17 protein-coding genes, 3 tRNA genes and 3 pseudogenes are annotated in these 19710 nt (G+C 36.7%); 17 read left to right on the plus strand and 6 right to left on the minus strand.

Features of this window, described 5'->3' with window-relative positions:
- The first annotated feature begins 204 nt into the window (after positions 1–204).
- Both Bandiella_RS05475 and Bandiella_RS05480 read left to right on the plus strand, forming a co-directional pair.
- Positions 205–1008 carry an MFS transporter gene (locus Bandiella_RS05475; RefSeq protein ID WP_323732711.1) on the plus strand — a complete coding sequence of 268 codons (804 nt, stop codon included), beginning with the start codon at positions 205–207 and terminating at the stop codon, positions 1006–1008.
- Between the two features lie 341 nt (positions 1009–1349).
- Complete coding sequence (locus Bandiella_RS05480; RefSeq protein ID WP_323732712.1) at positions 1350–2228, plus strand: HD domain-containing protein; 879 nt, start codon at positions 1350–1352, stop codon at positions 2226–2228.
- A gap of 430 nt (positions 2229–2658) precedes the next feature.
- On the opposite strand, the gene Bandiella_RS05485 is transcribed toward Bandiella_RS05480, so the two are convergent.
- The 3 genes from Bandiella_RS05485 to murB form a co-directional block, all read right to left on the minus strand.
- Positions 2659–2733: transfer RNA gene (locus Bandiella_RS05485), tRNA-Thr, on the minus strand.
- Between the two features lie 7 nt (positions 2734–2740).
- Positions 2741–2817 (minus strand) — tRNA-Met (locus tag Bandiella_RS05490).
- A 297-nt stretch (positions 2818–3114) separates the two neighbouring features.
- Positions 3115–4029: a UDP-N-acetylmuramate dehydrogenase gene (murB, locus tag Bandiella_RS05495; RefSeq protein WP_323732713.1), complete on the minus strand. Its 915-nt coding sequence runs from the start codon at positions 4027–4029 to the stop codon at positions 3115–3117.
- Positions 4030–4047: 18 nt separating this feature from the next.
- On the opposite strand from murB, the gene prfB reads away from it, so the two are divergent.
- A protein-coding gene (prfB, locus tag Bandiella_RS05500) for a peptide chain release factor 2 (protein WP_323732714.1) occupies positions 4048–5167 on the plus strand; the annotation gives its coding sequence in 2 pieces (ribosomal slippage) (positions 4048–4116 and positions 4118–5167; 1119 coding nt in all).
- A gap of 18 nt (positions 5168–5185) precedes the next feature.
- Here prfB and Bandiella_RS05505 read toward each other — a convergent pair.
- From Bandiella_RS05505 to Bandiella_RS05510, 3 genes are all read right to left on the minus strand, one after another.
- Positions 5186–5271: transfer RNA gene (locus Bandiella_RS05505), tRNA-Leu, on the minus strand.
- A 623-nt stretch (positions 5272–5894) separates the two neighbouring features.
- Positions 5895–6275, minus strand: a complete 381-nt coding sequence (locus Bandiella_RS07590; RefSeq protein WP_407651267.1) for an IS1 family transposase — start codon at positions 6273–6275, stop codon at positions 5895–5897.
- Positions 6188–6613, minus strand: a complete 426-nt coding sequence (locus Bandiella_RS05510) for an IS1/IS1595 family N-terminal zinc-binding domain-containing protein (RefSeq protein WP_323732659.1) — start codon at positions 6611–6613, stop codon at positions 6188–6190. Before Bandiella_RS05510 ends, Bandiella_RS07590 begins: the two co-directional genes overlap by 88 nt.
- 204 nt (positions 6614–6817) lie before the next feature.
- Between Bandiella_RS05510 and Bandiella_RS05515 the strand changes: the two genes are divergently transcribed.
- From Bandiella_RS05515 to traT, 14 genes and pseudogenes are all read left to right on the plus strand, one after another.
- The gene (locus tag Bandiella_RS05515) at positions 6818–8149 is read left to right on the plus strand and encodes a porin (protein WP_323732715.1); all 1332 of its coding nucleotides are present in this window, start codon (positions 6818–6820) and stop codon (positions 8147–8149) included.
- Positions 8150–8261: 112 nt separating this feature from the next.
- The gene (locus tag Bandiella_RS05520) at positions 8262–9092 is read left to right on the plus strand and encodes a hypothetical protein (RefSeq protein WP_323732716.1); all 831 of its coding nucleotides are present in this window, start codon (positions 8262–8264) and stop codon (positions 9090–9092) included.
- A 369-nt stretch (positions 9093–9461) separates the two neighbouring features.
- On the plus strand, positions 9462–10568 hold the full coding sequence (gene hflK / locus Bandiella_RS05525) for an FtsH protease activity modulator HflK (protein ID WP_323732717.1): 1107 nt from the start codon (positions 9462–9464) through the stop codon (positions 10566–10568).
- A gap of 14 nt (positions 10569–10582) precedes the next feature.
- Positions 10583–11437: a protease modulator HflC gene (hflC, locus tag Bandiella_RS05530; protein ID WP_323732718.1), complete on the plus strand. Its 855-nt coding sequence runs from the start codon at positions 10583–10585 to the stop codon at positions 11435–11437.
- A 14-nt stretch (positions 11438–11451) separates the two neighbouring features.
- A complete protein-coding gene (locus Bandiella_RS05535) occupies positions 11452–12591 on the plus strand; it encodes a D-alanine--D-alanine ligase family protein (RefSeq protein WP_323732719.1) in 1140 nt (379 codons plus the stop codon).
- Positions 12592–12659: 68 nt separating this feature from the next.
- On the plus strand, positions 12660–13358 hold the full coding sequence (locus tag Bandiella_RS07595; protein WP_407651281.1) for a prepilin peptidase: 699 nt from the start codon (positions 12660–12662) through the stop codon (positions 13356–13358).
- Entirely contained in the window at positions 13355–14428 is a 1074-nt protein-coding gene (locus tag Bandiella_RS05540; RefSeq protein ID WP_323732720.1) for a transposase, read from the plus strand. Before Bandiella_RS07595 ends, Bandiella_RS05540 begins: the two co-directional genes overlap by 4 nt.
- A gap of 20 nt (positions 14429–14448) precedes the next feature.
- Complete coding sequence (locus tag Bandiella_RS05545) at positions 14449–14799, plus strand: transposase (protein WP_323732514.1); 351 nt, start codon at positions 14449–14451, stop codon at positions 14797–14799.
- 252 nt (positions 14800–15051) lie between these two features.
- The gene (locus Bandiella_RS05550) at positions 15052–15267 is read left to right on the plus strand and encodes a hypothetical protein (protein ID WP_323732721.1); all 216 of its coding nucleotides are present in this window, start codon (positions 15052–15054) and stop codon (positions 15265–15267) included.
- Positions 15257–16015, plus strand: a complete 759-nt coding sequence (gene virB9, locus Bandiella_RS05555; protein ID WP_323732722.1) for a P-type conjugative transfer protein VirB9 — start codon at positions 15257–15259, stop codon at positions 16013–16015. Before Bandiella_RS05550 ends, virB9 begins: the two co-directional genes overlap by 11 nt.
- 14 nt (positions 16016–16029) lie before the next feature.
- Positions 16030–16518: pseudogene (locus Bandiella_RS07600) on the plus strand (DNA translocase FtsK 4TM domain-containing protein); the annotation flags it as partial.
- 189 nt (positions 16519–16707) lie between these two features.
- Positions 16708–18279 (plus strand): annotated as a pseudogene (locus Bandiella_RS05560) (DNA translocase FtsK); the annotation flags it as partial.
- A 517-nt stretch (positions 18280–18796) separates the two neighbouring features.
- Positions 18797–19381 carry an IS6 family transposase gene (locus Bandiella_RS05565; protein WP_323733405.1) on the plus strand — a complete coding sequence of 195 codons (585 nt, stop codon included), beginning with the start codon at positions 18797–18799 and terminating at the stop codon, positions 19379–19381.
- Between the two features lie 64 nt (positions 19382–19445).
- Positions 19446–19667, plus strand: a pseudogene (traT, locus tag Bandiella_RS05570) (complement resistance protein TraT); the annotation flags it as partial.
- Positions 19668–19710 lie beyond the last annotated feature (43 nt).

Here is a 19710-nt window from a genome sequence, read left to right on the forward strand (position 1 = left end):
CTCAACCCTAAGCGTAAGGCTAAGCAAACTAACAATCCACAAAATAAACAAAAAGTTGACTTTGTATAAATTTTATGCGTTACTTGTCTGGCGGAAGCAAATGTGAAGTATTATTGAGAAATTAGGGTGTGTTGTGTCTACTGTTTGAGGTGGCGTAATATTGAGTGTTGAAAGGCTTCTTTTTAACATGACATAGGAAGAAATATGAGTCATAATCCAAATGCTATCAACAGAAACCAGAGAGAAGCTATAGGGATATTGTCGATAGGAACGTTCTTAGAGTACTTTGATTTAATGTTATATGTCCATATGGCTGTAGTGCTCAACGAATTATTTTTTCCAAAAGATGACCCCTTATCATATCAACTACTCACATCTTTTACGTTTGCATCCACCTTCATCATAAGTCCTATAGGAAGCTTTGTAATTGGTTGGGTTGGGGATCAAATAGGAAGGAAGTCTACGATAATGATCACAACATTTATAATGGCAGCCTCATGCGCCACCATGGCAAGCGTTGGTACTTATGCTGAGGTAGGAGTAACAGCTAGTATCACTATGATAATATGCAGAATGCTGCAGGGATTCTCATCTTTGGGCGAAGCTATGGGTGCGTCTATATATCTCACTGAGGTTCTAAAGTCACCAACAAGATATGTTGCGTGCGGAATGGTTGGAACCGCTACCAGGTTGGGCGGGTTATTGGCATTAAGCATCGCGCTACTGTCTATTTCCATGAATCTTAATTGGAGACTAGCTTTCTGGATAGGCGCAGTTATAGCTTTTGTTGGTATTTTTGCTCGAATGAGGTTGAGAGAGACTCCAGAATTTGTAGATTTTAAACGCAGAATGAAAAACAGAGCGGAGCAAAGTGGACAAGATATAGAATCCCTTTCCTTCGGTCAGGAGAAAATCAATCCAAAAACTGTCTTATATTGCATCTTGAGTGTATTGATAATGCCATTTTATATTTATGTCACATATATATATATTTGGGAAATTTCATGAAAAAGTCTCTGGGCCTGAGTTCTGCGGAAGTAGTTAGTCAAAATTTAAAAGTCTCTATCTGCACAGTTATAATGTCGTTGATTACTATATATTTTGTAAGAAAGTATCACCCATTAAAAATAACAAAAACGACTATAACTATATTCATTGCGCTTTTATTATTTGTCCCATACTGGTTAAATAACACCACAAACTTACTTTCTCTATTTTTCATACAGTTAACCATGTTCATACCGGGATGCAGTGCATTTGGAACTTTAGCAATGTCCGTATGGTTTAAACATTTTTCAGTTGCTAAACGGTTTAGAACGGCAGCCACTAGCTATGCGATAGGCAATGCTTTGGGTTTTACAATCGCTTCTTTTGGATTGGCACCATTAACTGATTACTTTGGATATTACGCTCTTTGGGTGTTGTATTGCCCGGTTATCATTGGATTTTTATACGGACTCAATCATGTAAAAAAACTGGAGATCAAGAAGGGGCGTTATTATAACTATCCAAACGAAGATGGCATCCCAGACACCGCTTTGATGGGAGAGATGGAATCTGATGATTTTGTTGAAGATAAAGAGGCATATATGGCATATAGTGCGGAATGTAAACACCAACAAAAGTTGATGAATATCATATTAAACAAAGCTAAACAGGAGAACAAAGAGCTGAACATTCCGATGATAAGAAAAGCCATTAAATTTGCTAAGAAATGGCATGCTGGACAGAATCCTCGAGACAATGGGGAACCGTTTTATTCCCACCCGTTTGCAGTTGCTGAGATTATGACAGAATTTTATTTAAAAACCGATGTAATAATAGCTGCAATACTTCATGATGTTGTGGAGGACAGTGACTGCACGGTTGAGTTGATAGAAAAAGAGTTCAATCCACGTGTTGCCCAAATTGTTTGCAGATTAACCAATAAAAAACAGGTTGAGAATGGTAAAACAATTGAAAAGCTGAGTTTAAAAGAAGTGGTGGATAAACTGCATGAAACTGGTGATCATGAAGCTTTGCTCATCAAAGAAATCGATAGGTTGCACAATTTGGAAACCATTGGGGCCAGGTCAGAGGGCAAACAAGTCAATGAGGCGCAAAACACCCAAGAATATTTAATCCCAATTGTGGCGCATGTTGGGGATGAGCTGAGCATATCTCATGCGTTTAAACTGGAAAATAAGTTATTTAAGTACTGCCGTGATATTTTGCGCAAACGAAAATAAACTTGGGGATAAATTTTACTTATTATAGATATACCTTTAGTGGGAGAAAGTATTATGGATTTGATTGTAAGCGCCAATAGAAAATCTTTCAAATTGTAAACACATTTATAATAAAAAAGGTAAATGTCAAGCCTTGGGGGAGTCGCGCGCAAATGCGAGGCTTTCCATTTGTGATTTAAAAACTCCTTTCTTTGCAACCGTTGCCCAAAATTCAGGCTATAGCTGGCTTTAAATTTGGCGAGGTATACCTCTAGTAAATCAAGGGTTGGCAAATTTATAGACGACAAAGAACTTGGAAAAGAGCTAGGAATACAAGCGATGAGTATGGGCGCGTACATATGTACGTAACAAAATGCGAAATCCGAAGTATGACGACGCCAATTTTTCAAGTTATCGGAGTATATACTCACAATTATTTGAATAGGCTTAATGGTGCCGCTAGTAGGAATCGAACCTACGACCTCTTCATTACCAATGAAGTGCACTACCACTGTGCTATAGCGGCCAAAATCTGGTAGCGAAGGAGGGACTCGAACCCCCGACCCACGGATTATGATTCCGTTGCTCTAACCAGCTGAGCTACTTCGCCTTAAAATAAAAACGTCTCTAAAAAAATAGAGAGCATTACATAATAAAATAACTTCAAAAATTGGCGCCATCGTATTCCGCCCCCCGCATTTAGTTGTGCACTTTTATACGCTCCTCATGCTCATCACTCATAGCTCTTTTGGAAGTTATCTTGTCGTCTATAAATTTTCAAACTCTTACTTTACTAGAGGCATACCTCATTATGTATTAACAACATAGGTACACAGTGTCAAATTAAATATTCATCAAATAGCAAAATAGCAAATTTTGACACCCTATATAGATAGTTTTGTTAAGATTATTCTTCCAGGCGCTCTTTTTCGCCAATAATCTTGATTTCGCTTTGCAATTCTATGCCAAATGTTTCTTGGACTCTTTTCTGTGCAAGCCGAATTAAGTGCTCTATATCAGAAGCTTTTGCCCCCCCTTCATTGATCAAAAAGTTGCAGTGTAGCTCTGAAAATTTTGCCCCCCCTTGTTTTGCCCCTCTTAATCCACATTGGTCGATAAGCTGCCAAGCTTTATGGCTAGCAGGGTTTTTAAAAGTTGACCCTCCAGTTTTTGATTTTATTGGTTGGGTTAGCTGTCGCTGCGTTTGTATCTCTCTTATCTTTCTTGATACCTCTGATGTGTCACCTTTTTTACCTTGTAATTTAGCTTCGTAAAATATCCATTCATCACCTAAATGCCTTCCTCTATAATAATAACCTATATCTTTGTTTTGAAAGGTCTCACGCGTTCCATTTGTTATATTTATTGCTTTGGTTTCAATTAGAACTGCAGCGGTATCATTACCATATGCCCCCGCATTCATCGCCAAAGCACCACCTATACTTCCAGGTATCCCAGCAAAAAATTCAAGTCCAGCTATCGAGTTTGCTGCAGCGTAATTTGCAACATTCAAGTCCAAACATGCAGCTCCAACAGTCACACAATATTGATCATCGTGCTTAGTATAGTTGAACCCCGCACCTAACCTTATCATTACGCCATTTATTCCACCATCGCGAATTAACAAATTAGAACCTATTCCCATAATGTAAATTTGGGTGTTTTTAGGTTTGTGAGACAAGAAGTGTTCTAAATCTTCGATATCTTTAGGTATAAACAAAACCGCTGCTATGCTATCAGTCTGAAACCAACACATTTTCCCAACATTAGCCTTTTTTCTGTACTTTCCTTGGATTTTTGGTAATATATCAATAATTGACACTTTTAATAAAACTTTTTTATGAATCCTGAAATCTTAAGCATCAACAATAACATAGAAAAATCATTGGAGCTACTAAGAGGTTATCTTTGACTTAGAGAAGGCGCAAAAAAGATTACAAGATTTGTTAAAAGAAGTTGAAAATCCTAACTTATGGAACGATCAAAATAAAGCAAGATTGGTACTGAAGGAAAAAAATTATCTTGAAAATAATATTGGAAAAATCGAATCAATAACAAAGGAACTACAAACTTATCTGGAGATGATTGAATTATCCGAAAAAGAACAGGATAAAGAAGTTTATAGCGAGGTTTTGCTTCAGCTAAAAAAGTTAGAACAGCTGGTGAAAAAACAGGAAGTAGAATGTTTGTTTAGCGGTGAATTGGATGAGAATGGCTGTTTTTTAGAGATTCATTCAGGGGCTGGCGGGACAGAAAGTGACGATTGGGCATCTATATTAATGCGGATGTATATGAGGTGGCTGGAGAGACATAATTTTTCTTACGAAATTATAGACAATTTGCTTGGGGATGAGGCTGGGATCAAGTCTGTAACATTTAAAGTCCAAGGGCACAATGCGTTTGGTTGGCTAAAAACCGAACGAGGTGTGCACAGATTGGTCAGAGTCTCCCCGTTTAACAGCGCTGGAAAAAGGCATACAAGTTTTGCAAGTGTTTGGGTTTATCCCAAAATTGACACAAATATTTCCATTGAAGTAAAAGAATCTGATTTAAGAATTGATACCTATCGCTCTTCTGGTGCTGGTGGACAGCACGTTAACACAACAGATAGTGCGGTTAGAATAACTCACTTACCCACAAAAATAGTTGTGCAGTGTCAGAATGATAGGTCTCAACACCGTAATAAAGAGGAATGTATGTCCATGCTGCGCTCAAAGTTATACGAAATGGAAATAAAGAAAATGGAAGACAAAGATGATCAAAAAAATTCAGAAAAAACGGATATAGGCTGGGGAAATCAAATTAGATCTTACGTTTTGCATCCATACAAGATGGTTAAAGATGTGCGAACACAATGGCAAACATCCAATACATCAGCAGTTTTGGATGGTGACATAGATGAATTTATCCATAAAGCATTGATGCAGTCTGTGGTGGGGAAGGGTTTAAAGGCCCAGTAATAACACTTTTCTAAAAAGTGGTGCCTCTGGCAGGATTTGAACCAGCACATCCGTGAAGATAGCAGATTTTGAGTCTGCCGCGTCTACCATTTCGCCACAGAGGCATACAGCGCAATAACTTTAATTTTGGCACTACTCCACGAAGAACAAAGTGTGTTAATCCAACAAGCGAAGTAGTAACAAGTTCAAAGCTATCCAGCTATAACACCTTCTATCAATTTTTTTTAAATAGGTACAGTAAAATTTACACCAATTATAAAAAAAATTAACGTTATCTATCCAAAGTATTTTAAGAATTGGCGAGGAGTTGAGTGCCGAGCATTAGGAGCGTACAAATAGTACGTAACGAAATGCGAGAGCGCAAAAATGACGACGCCAACTTTTAAAATACTTTGAGTATATATATCTTTTGATTGACGGACGACAAATTAACTTAGAATCACCAATTGACTTTCAGTATTAACCTAAGTCATTAAAATTTTATCAAGAAACAATCCTTGCACCTTTAGCGCATCCCAATGAGTAGTGGGAAGGTTTGCTTGATGATAAGGATGCGCTAAACGTACGCTCACATAATCACTTTGAATCAATATAACACATCAGATTAAGATGCGCAACCATTAATTTAACATCTTCGCGATGCCACCACTTTAAAGCGAAATTTTGCACCATGCTACCTTCAAAAGGAGCTAGGAGGCACCGTCAAGTTAAAAAAGTTGGGGAGTGTTCATAAATAGATAGAAAGAGCTAAAGCTTTGTTAAAAAATAAAACAAGGGATAATCTTAGCATTTCAGAACACTTGCTAAAGCGTTTAGTCTTGCGATTTAATCTAGCAAGCATATCCCTTAAGGAGGAATTGAAGCTCTCAACCAAACAAGTTTCAGACTTTGTCTGCAGATGTATTTGAGCAATTTTATAATGACAATAGACCTCATACCCATCTGTACACATATAACGAATTTGGTATTTTTCTCCTAGCTCACGAGCTAAATCTACGTAATTTTCTTTATCACCTGAACCTACTTTAAACGCAACAGTTTTGAATCTGTCCCTATCGACAGCAGTCCATATTCTTGTTTTATTCTCTTTTTTTTGACGTATGTATATAGCTCATCCATCTCTAATATCTCTATACGCCTCTTATCTCCCTCTATCTTTTGATTCGTCACCATCTCATCTACTACTTTCCCTGCTTGTTTGATCCAATAAAATACTGTACTTAACGGGATATTTAATATGTGAGCTATCCTCCTAATTCCGCAGTTATTTAGATACATCTTTATCACCATGCTCCTCTCTTTATTACCATATTTCCAATTCTTCCTACCATCTCCTTCTGTAAAGTTTTTATTACAACTCTTACATTTGTATCTCTGCTTTTTCCTTGCATATCCATTTTTTGATACCCCTTTCCCTTTGCAATATTTACATTCTATTTTCTCCATTTTTCCCTTTCTTTTTTTTCCTTCCCTCTCCTTATATCACATTCTTTTCTTCTTTCCTATCCCTTTTAAAACACTCCCGTTTTATTAACGGGGTAAAGATGCAAAGCGCAAATAATTACAATGATTTTATCAGAATACTTGACATTTACTTAAAAAAGTAATTATATTGTTGAATTATGTGTAACTTGATTTACAACTATTTTTATGAACAATAAAAACATGTTTTATGCGGTTTTAGCAATAGCGTTGATGCCGTCGTTTGCGCTTGCTGAACAGCAAACTACTCTTGATTCAAAGGACTCTGCTCTTAAAATTGGCGGAGAGGTGGAATCTGTGTACGGGGTTATTAACCAAGGTGAAGATTTCGCCAAAAAGCTGGGGGCGCAAGAAAAGTATAACAAAAGTAGTTTAGCAACGGGAGCATCTGTTAAGTTTAATTATGACAAAAGAAGTGACGCTGGCCTAGAATATGGCGCGTTTGTTAAACTTAATGCGAACACATCAAAAGCCATAAGCGGTAGTACTAACATCGCAAGTGAGGTAAAAGCTTATTTGCAAGGGGGTTTTGGTAAGTTTGAGATTGGTGCAACGTCGCCAGTTGGAATTGCTATGGAAGTTAATTCATACTCTTTAGCGCGTGCAACCGGTGGGCTGGATGGATATTGGCTTTTTTGGCTTAAAAATGGTGGCGTGATTTTAGAAGATAGGTTTTCTGCGAATGGTGCGTTTTTAATTGCTCCTCAACTGCCGATTGCTTTTGATGAAAGTACAAAATCTGTTAAAGTTAACTACTTTACTCCAAAAATTAACGGCTTTACTTTTGGTATAAGTTACACACCAGATTCAAGAGCGAAAGGTACAGTAAACCAAACAGCTGAAGTAATTGATAGTTCTGGTGGTGGGTATAAAAATATATGGCAACCTGCTGTAAGATATGAAACTTCATTTGACAATGGAATTGATTTTGCAACAGCTTTGATTGGTGAGTTCGGGCAAGCTAAGAAGGTGCTGTATGTAGACAGCAGTGCCGTTGCTAATCCAAATGGCGCTACCTCTAGTTTAATGGACCGTAACCGCTTGAGCGCATGGCAACTTCGTGCAAGTGTTGGTTATAATGGGTTCTCTGTTGCTGGTGCTTATGGTGACATAGGTAAATCTGGCACTATGAAGAACAGAGTGGCTGGTGTTAAGAACGATGGTCAATATTGGTCTTTAGGCTCTGGATATTCAACCGATAAATACGGAATCAGTATTAATTACATGCAGGGCAAACGTGCTGGTAACTTGGTTGAGTTAAAAGACGCTGATGGTAAGGAGCTAAATGTTGGGAACGATGAAGTGAAGGTTCTCTTCTCCGACACCGAGTATAATAAATTTGAGGCTGTTTCAATTGGCGCGGATTATCAAGTGATGCCGGGGTTTATGCCTTATGTTGAAGTGGCAAGGTTTAAATTTAAAGAGAACAATAACTTTGGGGCTAACGCAAAATTCAATAAAGGTAATGTATTCTTGGCTGGAACTAAGATCAAATTCTAGTACATAAAAAAACATGTTATCGTGTGTAGATTACCTGCTGTGTTCTTTCTCGGATGAATGCGGCGGTTTTCTACATCAATTTTGTGAGGATACTCACGTCATCAAAAACTTAGTGCAGATTGCTGAAATAGAATTCCCTGTAAGTTATTTATACGAAGAGTGCAGGAGCCAAGAAATGCTGGAGGAGGCAAATGCATATTTCAACAGTGTTTTGCAAGAAAAATTCAGAGCAAGGGGAGTAAAAAACGAAAGGCATGAAGCTCAACCTCCGGCTTGGATAAGTGAGGAAATAGCATTATCAATAATTGATAAATTTTCTACTACCAATTTCACTGCAGAAAGATTGCCTCTTCTGCAAGAGTATGAATGTGCAGCAATATTAGGTTCAACAGCTCCTAATATGGAAGAACGGATGAAGTATTTAGTTTATCTTCTTGATGACATGGATGTTAAGATATCGCATCTTTTTTTGTTAACAGGAACAAGGGAGGTGGACCCTAGTAAATATTATGATGGTTCTTTTGAGTATATTGAATCAGTTAAGGAAAAATACGGAGTTCGTGTGGTGTCAGAAAAAGAACTGATGCAAGATGTACATGACAGGATCTGTAAGCAAAATGCAATATGTGGAGAAATTGACTTTAACTTGATATTTGCACTAAAGGATTCAGGGAGAGCCACCACAATTGACACCTTGATGGAGTTTACCAAGTATCATCAAAAATACCATTGTGTAAACACGCTTTACATATCTGTTGCCCCATTTATAGTTTACCAAAACGAGATAATAGCTGAATTTTCAAATAATTACTATAAGCATAACTACGAAACTGTCGGGGGCAAAATTGATTTGAATGTTATATTCAGTAAACAAAAAATCGCCCATTATCTGGTAATGACTTTTGCAGAAGCTTTTTATGCTGCGCAACAAAGAATAACATGAGATATGGCAAATAAATTTACAGACAAACACGAAGAGCTGTAATTCCCGATGACTTGACAATTTGAAGTCGCCGCATTTTATATTTCGTTGCGTACTTTTATGCGCTTCTTGTACTTCCACTTTTTTCAAGGTATCTGTGATCGATAAAATTTTCCAATGCTTATTCGCTATGCATATCGATAATTACTTGCAAGAACCATTCATGTGCATTATATATTGGTGAATGCGCTTGTTGAATGTTCTCTTTATATTTCAACAGTTGGTTTTTAATAGCACTTAAGATGGTCGCTTTTATTGTTGCTAAACCCAACTATCAGGATATGTAGAGTGCGACTGAGTGCGGCAAAATACAATATAGTTGATTGAAGTATGTTTGAAAATCCATGGGATACCAGAAGTCAGGAAGAGAAAGGCAGCTCCCGTCAACAAGAACGCGAAAGAATTCTAAAATTTTTAAGGTCTATGGGATACCGTGGAAATAATTCACCACAAAACGGTAGTATTTTAAAGTTGGTATACCTAATTCTTGCTGTAATTGTAGTGATGTGGTTGTTGACAGGATTTTTTACGGTTGATACGGACGAAGAAGGTATTGTAATGAGGTTTGGAAAATATAATAGGTACGCAATGCCGGGGCTGAATTATAAATTACCTGATCCTATTGAAACTGTGGAAAAAATCAGTGTCACCAGGATTAAAAGGGATGTAATAGGAAAGATAACAAATCCCATCGCACAGCATTCTAAAATTAAACATTTAGATAAAGATGGAACTAAGCAGTCAGAAGCTGATTTAAGTTACCCAAAAGAAAGCCAAATGTTAACGGGCGACGAAAATATAATTGACATGCACTTTTATGTTCAATGGAGGATAGGGAGTGCCCAAAATTATCTTTTTAACATAAAAGATAATCAGGGGGATAATATCGTTAGAAATACCGCAGAAAGTGTTATGAGGCAGGTGATAGGTGAGGTTACCATATCGGAAGCATTATCCGAGAGAAGATTGGGGATAGAACAAAAGGTGAAAAAAGAGTTGCAAGAAATTCTTAACTCGTACAATTCTGGTATTGAAATCATAAGTGTTGGTATCTTATACAGCTATGTTGGCCCGGAAGTAAGAGACGCTTACCGTGATGTGCAATCTGCTAAGGCTGATAGAGAGAGGTTTATAAATCAGGCACAAGCATATAGCAATGAGATTATCCCAAAAGCAAAAGGTGAAGCAAGAGCCATAATAGAAAGTGCACTGGGGTATAAAGAGTCTGAAATAGCTAAAGCAGAAGGTGATGCACAGAAGTTTGATGAAGTGTATAAGGCGTATTCAGCTAATAAAGATATAACTAAGAAAAGGATGTACTTAGATACGATGGACAAGATATATGGTAGCACGAATAAAGTTGTGATTGATAAAGATATAGCAAAAGGTGTGCTGCCTTATCTGCCGCTTGATAAGATACAAAACAAACAAAATTGAGGTTAATTATGAAGATGAAAAATATATTTCTAATTGGCTTGGTGGTTGTTGTGATTTTTGTGGGGAACTCTTTATACGTGTTGGATCAAAGAGAAACTGCCATCATCATCCAATTTGGTAAAGTGGTTGGGGAAGAGCTTGAACCTGGTTTGAAATTCAAATTACCAATTATTCAAAACGTTAGGTTCTTTGATAAGAGAATACAAAACCTATCGTTTAATATGAGTGATAATAGTGAAGTAGTTGCCCTTGACCAGAAAACGATGAAAGTGGATGCTTATGCAAAATACAAAATCATTGATCCTAAAAAGTTTTATGAAACTGCACAAGATGAGATGAAATTTAAGGCCAGGCTTGAGTCTATCGTTGAATCTGGAATTAGGGAAGTTATGGGGCAGGTGAAATTTAAAGATATTTTAGGCGTTAAAAGGGCTGAAATACGTGAAAATGTTGTTAAATTAGTAAACGAGGATTCGAAAAAATTTGGGGTGGATGTGATTGACGTTAGGTTGATCAGGGTGAACTTACCAGACAAAACCAGAAATGCGGTTTACGAAAGAATGCGTACCGAAAGGGAAAAAGAAGCAAAGGAGATTCGTGCCATTGGTAATCAGGAAAGCGAAATAATTAAGGCAACTTCTGATAAGGAAAGGGCTGTGATTATTGCGGAGTCCAAAAAGCAGGCTGAGATAATTAAGGGGCATGGAGATGCAACCGCAATCAATATATATGCAAATGCCTATAATAAGGACAAGGATTTTTATGAATATTACAAATCTTTAGAAGTATATAAAAATTCTTTTGGGGAAAACTCGTCGTTAGTTGTGTCGTCTGAAAATAAGTTTCTGCGATACTTTAATAATCAATAAAAAGAAATGGTCCAATGGAAAGGATTCAAGTAGGCGTTTTGTTTGGTGGTAAATCTGCTGAACATGAAGTTTCTATTGTTTCTGCTTCGTCGATTATTAAAAATTTGAATTCGCAAAAATATGATATAACACCAATTTATATTGATGTTCATGGAAAGTGGCACTATTTGGAATTGATTGCTGTACAAGATCTGTCCAACGTGGTACGTGAAGTTAGAATGATTAAGGGGCGTATTTTGGAAAACAAGTGTGATATCGCGATCAGTTCTAATATTGGCAATCCCGATAAAAGACTAGATGTGATATTCCCTATCATACACGGCACTTTAGGCGAGGATGGCGCAGTCCAAGGGGTTTTTGAGCTATTGAATATACCTTATGTTGGATCAAATGTTCTGAGCTCTGCAATTACTATGGATAAGGAAATAACAAAAAAACTTCTCCAACAACATGGCATTAGTATGACGCCGTTTATTAGCATCAAAGAACACGAATATACGCCGTCAAATCAAGATGAAATTATAAAAAGAATATTCTCCGGGGTTAGCTTCCCTATGTTTGTAAAACCTGCTAATTGTGGGTCAAGCATTGGCATCAATAAAGTGAAAAATGAAGCTGAACTAAAAGGTGCAATCTCTGATGCATTCAAGTATGATCAAAAAATTCTGGTAGAACAAGGTGTCGCTGCCAGGGAAATTGAAGTTTCGGTACTTGAAAACATTGAGGATTACAGCACTCCGATCGTAAGCCATCCTGCAGAACTAATTCCAAACGATGAATTCTATAGCTATAAAGCAAAGTACATAATGGAGAATGGAGCCAGATTTGAAATTCCAGCCAATCTGCCCGCAAGCACTGCTGATTTAATCAGAAAGACTGCAGGAGAAGTGTTTAAAATTTTAGAGTGTAACTGTTTGGCTAGGGTTGATTTTTTTCTGGAGCAAGGTACCGACAGAGTGTTTTTTAACGAAATAAATACGTTGCCGGGATTTACAGAGATCAGTCTGTACCCCAAGTTATTGGGGCATTACGGGATTGGATATTCTAAGTTGCTTGATATGCTAATTGACCTGGCGCAAAACAAGCATAAGACCAGACAAAATAAAATTACAAATTCTGTTGAAATACTAAGCACAATCCAGCAGCTAAAATAACTTTTACCAGGAGCCACATGGAGTTACTTGACATATTAAATTATTTTGTTGCGTGCTATTTTGGTTTGATGTTGGGAAATTTTGCTACATCATTTTATTTCAGAATCCCAAAAAACATCCCTCTGTTGGGATTTAATTACTTCACCTCAACACCCCCTCATTGTTCATATTGCAACCATCTACTCAAACTCAAGGAGTTTGCCCCTATAATTGGCTACTGGTTGTGCAAAGGCAGGTGCAATTATTGTGGGGCGAAAATTGATGCAAACTACTTTGTGATAGAAGTATTTGCACTATTTTTATCATTGTTCTGTTACTTTCATTTTTATTTTTTGGATTGGTATCTAATTTTTATATTGTTTGGCATATCATCCCTAATTATATCGATGCTATTTTCTAAACTCCAAAAAATTGATATGAAGTTCATGCTCTTTATCTTATTCTTAGGCATTATTTATAGTACATTAATCAATTTAACTATTTATAATTGGGTTTTTAAGGCGTCTATTAGCTCCGTCATTGCGACGTTTTTGATGCATGCCAGGTATAAGTATCATTTTAGTAGTAAATATTACGATATATGCAAAATTTTGTTCACAGCTTTGATTTGGTTTGATTTAAATTCAATGATACCTTATGCTCTATTTATATTGGCGAATTATGCCTTGTTGCGGAGGTATAACTTTTCTTTCTCCAAACATGTGCACAATTATAGTTATTTTATCATGTTTTTGTTTAGTATCATTAATCATTTAGTCGTAGTATGAGGGCAATATCTGATATCGAGCTTGAAGAGGATAAATCTTATTACGATGGGTCTCTTGACTGGTATTTTAGCAAGTATGTTAAGGATTACACATACGTTAGGTATCTGTTTATAGTTGTGGTTATTTTTACTGTAGCTGCACTGTTAATTTATAAAACCTCACTGCTTACGGATGATATAAAAAAGTATCCATTTCCAATTTATTTTGAGGACGAGGTTAATTATGTTGCCAACATAAAAGGGATAGGCGATGAGGGTGAAAATGTTAATATTTCTCTTGCGAAATACATAATAGCACGATACGTCAAAAAGGTGGAGGAATTTGATGAAAACAGTAGTGACCCCAAGAATTTGGAAAAAAGACTGACTTTCATAAAAACCTTATCATCACTTAAGGTTTTTCAGCAGTACTTCCATAATGGGAGTGTTGCAAGATGGAATAAAGAAAGGTATAGTGGAGTGGATTACAGAATAAAGAAGAGAAAAATGTCATCAGCGCATCAAATAATAATGGTATGTTTGGATCAATTGGTTGGTAGTGAGCATCAATATCGCAAATTTAAGGAGCTGTTTAATTTTGGGGCAGTAGAGCAAGAGCTGAAGGGAATTGAATCTCCTGCTAATTATAAGGGATATGGTGTTTTACGTTTATTTAAATGCTTGTTGTTACAGTTTATGGAAGATTTGTCAGATCGTGAACTAGAAAGATATTTGAGTGACAGTGTTGCAGCCAAGTGGTTTTGTGATTTTGATTTAACCGAAGCCACACCTGATTATAGCGTTTTTAGTAGAATCCGCTCAAAGATAGGAACAAATTTGTTATCAAAAATCTTTGCCATTTTTAGAGATCAACTAAAATCTCAAGGATATATGAGCGAGGTATTTACTTTTGTTGATGCAAGTCACTTGATCTCCAAAGCTAATTTATGGGAAGAGCGGGATGAAGCCAGAAAACAAAAATATGAAAAACTTAACAACGAAGTCTTGCCTAAAGTCGCACATGATAAACAAGCCAAAATAGGGTGCAAGGGTGGTAGTAAATTTTGGTATGGCTATAAGAAAAACATGTAAGCGTAGATATTCAATCCGGAATGATCAACAAGGTTGCTATAACGCCTGCTAATGTTACCGATGCAAAGGGAGTTGCGCATGTTTTACCAAATAGTGGAGCAGTTTATGCTGACAAAGGGTATTGTGTTGCACCAGCAAAGAATGCAGCTAAAAGCAGAGGTATTCATTTTTGCGCCATCAAGAAAAACAATATGAAGCAAAAGAATTTTGACCTTGATCGATACTATACTTCCATAAGGGCTCCGTTTGAGAGGGTGTTTTCTCAAGATAATAAACGATTGCGATACATAGGAATTGCCAAAAATCAGTTTGCTGAATTTATGAATGCTATCTGCTTTAATTTAAAACGTTTAACGGTTCTTACTGCCTAAGCTCATAAAATCACGCTTCGCAGAATCAATAAAAAGCTAAAAATTACCATATCCCACCTCAAAGAAATCTTTTGAATTCTTGGGGAAACCAGTTTTTTGTTAATTTTTTTAGACCATGGTCCAAACTTCCTTAAATCAAACCATCACATTTATCCTTATTTTATCTTTCAACGCTCCCATAATATAGATATAAGTAAAAATTTAAACAGCCCTTTGTTGAGATTTAGGTATAAAAATAAATGCAGTGTAACGGTGGATAAAATTTTATTCCCAAACAACGTTGGGGTTCCATCTTATGCAAAAATCTATTACAGTGTAAACACAGTCCTAGATGGTGAGAGCTCTATAATAAAGAAAGAAGGAGAGGTCAGATTTTTTATGTCTGAGGTTGACAAAAACTTTATAAATTCCAAAGATAAGTTCACTTTTTTAGTAATTGACTTTAATAATAAACAGATTGAACAATAAAATAATGAAAAAACATATAAAAACTTTGCTAGCGTCTTTTGTTCTGATTTTTAGTATTTTCATGAATGCAGAGGCAACTGTGATGCCTAGGCCAATTGGGGGAGAAAATAGGATTAAGATAATCAATTATGTTCCTAATGCTGTTTTTAGATATGTTGGACATTATTACTATCAAACTATTATAGAATTTTCTTTAGAGGAAGAAATACAAACAATTACCATGGGAACACCAACCCCATGGCAGATAATACCTGCGGGTAATAGAATTTTCTTAAAACCCATAGAAAGTGATGCAACAACCAATATGACCGTCATCACTAATAAAAGAATGTATTTTTTTGAAATGCATGCGCAACATGCAACAAGCATTAATGACCAAGACCTGGCTTTTATAGTTAAATTCGTATATCCTAGCGACAACTACTCCACAATACAGCATGTTTCAAACAGTGGTGGTCCAGATTTAACAAAACCTGAGATATACAACTTTAATTACAAAATTAGCGGTAATGCAAAAAACATAGAACCTGTGCAAATTTTTGATGATGGGAGGTTCACATACTTTAAATTTAGGGAGCTTAATACGGAAATTCCTGCGATATTTTTAGTGCACTCAGACGGAACTGAGGGTATAATCAATTATCGTGTTGAAAAGGGGTATATTGTGGTTGAGAGAGTTGCACAGAAATATACTCTGCGGCATGGTAATGACGTTATATGCGTTTTTAATGAAAATCCTGTGTTATAAGATTGATGGAATTGATGACGTATTTAGTAAAATGCCTTAAGTTTCTTTTGGGGTCTTTAATTGTAGGGGGGGTGGTATTCACATTCCTTGCTGTTGTTAGCTATAACGCTTACGATCAATCCATGCTTAGCGCAACGAGCTATAGCGTGAAAATACACAATTTTTCCGGTAAGCATGGGGCTGCAATTGCCGCACCAATTCTTCAAGTTATTGGCTACTCTGTTTTTTTACCCTTACTTTTTCTTCTAGTGTATGCTTTAAAATTATTCAAAAGCCGCCAACCAAAGTTTATGACGCTTAGAGTTATTGCTTTGCTATTTGGTATAGCGACACTCTCCACCCTCCTTGCGTTTATATCAAAATATTGCATTGCAGATGGGTTAAGCTTAGGTGGAGCGATTGGTACTCATTTAAAACAATTTTTGTTGCTGCATATTGATAGCGATATTTTATTTATCTCACTTTGTTATTTATTTGCCGCTGCGGCAATTTTTTGCTTAGGTTTAACTTTAAACGAATGGAAATCAATTTTTAGGTATATTTACTATTGTGCAAAGTTTTTTGGTAAGATACTGGGCTACTTCGTGCTGAAATTGTCAAATCAAAAGAAAAAGCTAAGTATCGATGATGATCAAAAGCACATAGATAATTTTATGGATATTACACATAAATCAAAAACAGAAGATTTGATGCCACCAAAATCCACGATAAAACAAGAGCAGCAATCTATTTTACCCAGTATAGATATACTAAATAACCCACCAGTCAATGCAAGTGCCCATAATTTTTTCAATCGAAATGAGTTGAAAGAACGTCAGGAGGAATTAAAAAAAGTTCTGCGCGATTATGGCATCAAAGGTGAAATTATTAACTATAGCGTCGGGCCCGTTGTAACGCTATATGAGCTTGAGCCTGCTGCTGGGACAAAGGCTTCCAGAGTTATAGGGCTGTCGGATGATATAGCCCGTTCTATGAGTGCAATTTCAACAAGAATTGCTGTGATACCTGGAAAGAACGTACTTGGTATTGAAATACCAAATGAGCAAAGAGAGGTTATATACCTAAGAGAATTGATTGAAAGTAGGGCCTATCAAAACAATCAATTCAGCTTACCTCTTGTTCTTGGTAAGGATATCGCGGGGCAACCAGTCATAACAGATTTGGCGAAGATGCCACATCTATTAGTCGCAGGGACGACAGGTTCCGGTAAGTCTGTTGCCATCAATACAATGGTTTTGTCGTTACTTTACTCTTGTACAACAAAAAGATGCAAACTTGTTATGATTGACCCAAAAATGTTGGAATTGTCAGTATATGATGGCATTCCCCATCTGTTATCTCCTGTAGTTACAGATCCAAAAAAAGCAGTTGAAGCCTTAAAATGGGTTGTGCAGGAAATGGAAAGAAGGTACAGAGCAATGGCTTCGTTTGGGGTGAGGAATATTGCAGGTTTCAATGAATTGTTGTTAGATGCTGCTAAAGGGGGTACAACGCTTAAAAAAATAGTTCAAACGGGTTTTAACCCGGAGAATGGTGAGCCTACTTATGAGGAGATGGATTTAGGCTCTGAAGCGTTGCCATTTATTGTGGTGATTGTTGATGAAATGGCAGATTTGATGTTGGTTGCTGGTAAGGAAATCGAAGGGTATATTCAAAGAATCGCACAAATGGCGAGAGCGTCTGGAATCCATCTGATTATGGCAACGCAAAGACCATCAGTAGATGTTATTACGGGAGTAATTAAGGCGAATTTCCCAACCAGGATCAGCTTTCAGGTAACTTCTAAAATCGATAGTCGTACCATCCTAGGAGAGCAGGGGGCAGAACAACTTTTGGGTAGAGGAGATATGTTGTATATGATGCCAGGTGGTAATATCACGCGTGTACATGGTCCATTTGTTAGTGATCTTGAAGTGGAGAACGTGGTTAAAGAACTGAAGACAAATAGCAACAGCAGTTTTAATAGTAGTAGTGACATTAGCTCTACGGATCGGCAAGAAAGTGGTTATGTGATAGACTTTAACAGTAGCGTAATAGGGGAGGGGCATACGTTTTTAGGAGCGGATGATGGGCAAGAAGACCTATATCAACAAGCAGTAAAAATTGTAATAGCGGAACAAAGGCCGACCACCAGTTATATCCAAAGGCGCCTTAAAATAGGTTATAACAGAGCTGCATCTTTAATTGAGCAAATGGAACAAGATGGGATTATCACTCCACCAAATACACTTGGTAAACGGGAAGTTGTAAAGAAACAAAGCTAAAACGGCTCATCGATATAGAGTCTTGATTTACGAGAGGTATATATACTCCGATAACTTGAAAAATTGGCGTCAAAATACTTCGGACTTCGCATTTCGTCACGTACTTTTGTACGCTCCTCATGCTCATCACTCGTATTCCTCGCTCTTTTCCAAGTTCTCTGTCGTCTATAAATTTCATCAACTCTTGATTTACTAGAGGTATAGAATCTCTTCATCCTTCATATTTTTACTTTTATCTCTCCCATCTAGCTTCTTCTACCTACGCAAACTTTTTATCCTGTAATGTAATAAAAATATGACTGGCACCGTCAAGTTAAAAAAGTTGAGGTGCAAAAGGTATTGAGAGAAGAGGGAAAAAATAGTAAATTGGAGCAAAATAAAAAATAATAGAAAAACAATGGAAGAAAGAGCGAGCAGATACAGATATCCAATGGTGATAATAGGACATGCAGTTTGGTTGTACCACAGATTTAATTTGAGTTATAGAGACGTAGCAGAAGAGTTGTTATAAAGGGGTATAGAAGTAAGCCATGAAACGATAAGAGCATGGTGTATTAAATTTGGAAAAAGGTTTTTAGATATAATCAAGAAGAAGCAGAGGAAAGTAAAGGATAAATGGCATTTGGATGAGATGAGCATTAAAATTAACGGTAAATATTTTATTTTGTGGAGAGCTGTAGATGAAGATGGATATGAGATAGATGTCTTCCTACAGACCAGACGTAATAAAAAGTCTGCGATAAGGTTTTTATCAAGATTATTACAATCAAATCCAGTACCCAGAGTAATCGTGACAGATAAATTAAAAAGCTATACCAAACCTATAAAAGAAATGTGCCCTAAAACAGAGCATAGGCGCCATAAAGGATTAAATAATAGGGTTGAAAATGCACACCAACCAACACGCAGGAAAGAGAAATGCCTAATAAAATTCAAATCTCCTTCTGGGGTACAGCAAACTCTTTCTTTGATGGGAAAAATAAGGAACATATTTTCAGTAGATGTGGGCAGGTATATTAACAGTTCTAGCAAGCAAAAAGAAATGTTTTTCGAAGCTAAATCTATTTGGGATCACGCCGCTCAATCCATAGCTGCTGCATAATTTTCAAAAAGATGCTCTGTCACGCCCTTACCTCCATTAACTTGACGGTGCCGCTAAAGGATATAAAGTAGTAAATAAAAGTAAGGATGCCAATATTATGATTCAGGCTAATATTTTACAGGTAGGCAAATCTACTTTAGAAGACCCATTTGCAATATTATCTGGCGGATATGGAGCTACATTTGAAGGTATGGCAGCAGGAGCAATAATAGCTGGAGCAACTGGTGGTTCTGGAAAGGATATGTTAGGTTATGGGTTAGGTTCTGTCGCATCTGTTAATTTTTGAAATAAAAAGTAAAAATTAAGAATTTTTAACTCCCGATTTTCCG

This window comes from Candidatus Bandiella woodruffii, from assembly GCF_034359465.1.
In the GTDB taxonomy this organism is placed as follows: Bacteria; Pseudomonadota; Alphaproteobacteria; order Rickettsiales; family Midichloriaceae; genus NDG2.

Bases quoted from the DNA above. Each gene is read 5' to 3' on its own strand.
- Bandiella_RS05475 (WP_323732711.1), top strand. From the start codon at position 205: ATGAGTCATAATCCAAATGCTATCAACAGAAACCAGAGAGAAGCTATA.
- Bandiella_RS05510 (WP_323732659.1), bottom strand. From the start codon at position 6,613: ATGGAGAAAATAGAATGTAAATATTGCAAAGGGAAAGGGGTATCAAAA.
- Bandiella_RS05515 (WP_323732715.1), top strand. From the start codon at position 6,818: ATGAACAATAAAAACATGTTTTATGCGGTTTTAGCAATAGCGTTGATG.
- hflK (WP_323732717.1), top strand. From the start codon at position 9,462: ATGTTTGAAAATCCATGGGATACCAGAAGTCAGGAAGAGAAAGGCAGC.
- hflC (WP_323732718.1), top strand. From the start codon at position 10,583: ATGAAAAATATATTTCTAATTGGCTTGGTGGTTGTTGTGATTTTTGTG.
- Bandiella_RS05535 (WP_323732719.1), top strand. From the start codon at position 11,452: ATGGAAAGGATTCAAGTAGGCGTTTTGTTTGGTGGTAAATCTGCTGAA.
- Bandiella_RS07595 (WP_407651281.1), top strand. From the start codon at position 12,660: ATGTTGGGAAATTTTGCTACATCATTTTATTTCAGAATCCCAAAAAAC.
- Bandiella_RS05540 (WP_323732720.1), top strand. From the start codon at position 13,355: ATGAGGGCAATATCTGATATCGAGCTTGAAGAGGATAAATCTTATTAC.
- Bandiella_RS05545 (WP_323732514.1), top strand. From the start codon at position 14,449: ATGATCAACAAGGTTGCTATAACGCCTGCTAATGTTACCGATGCAAAG.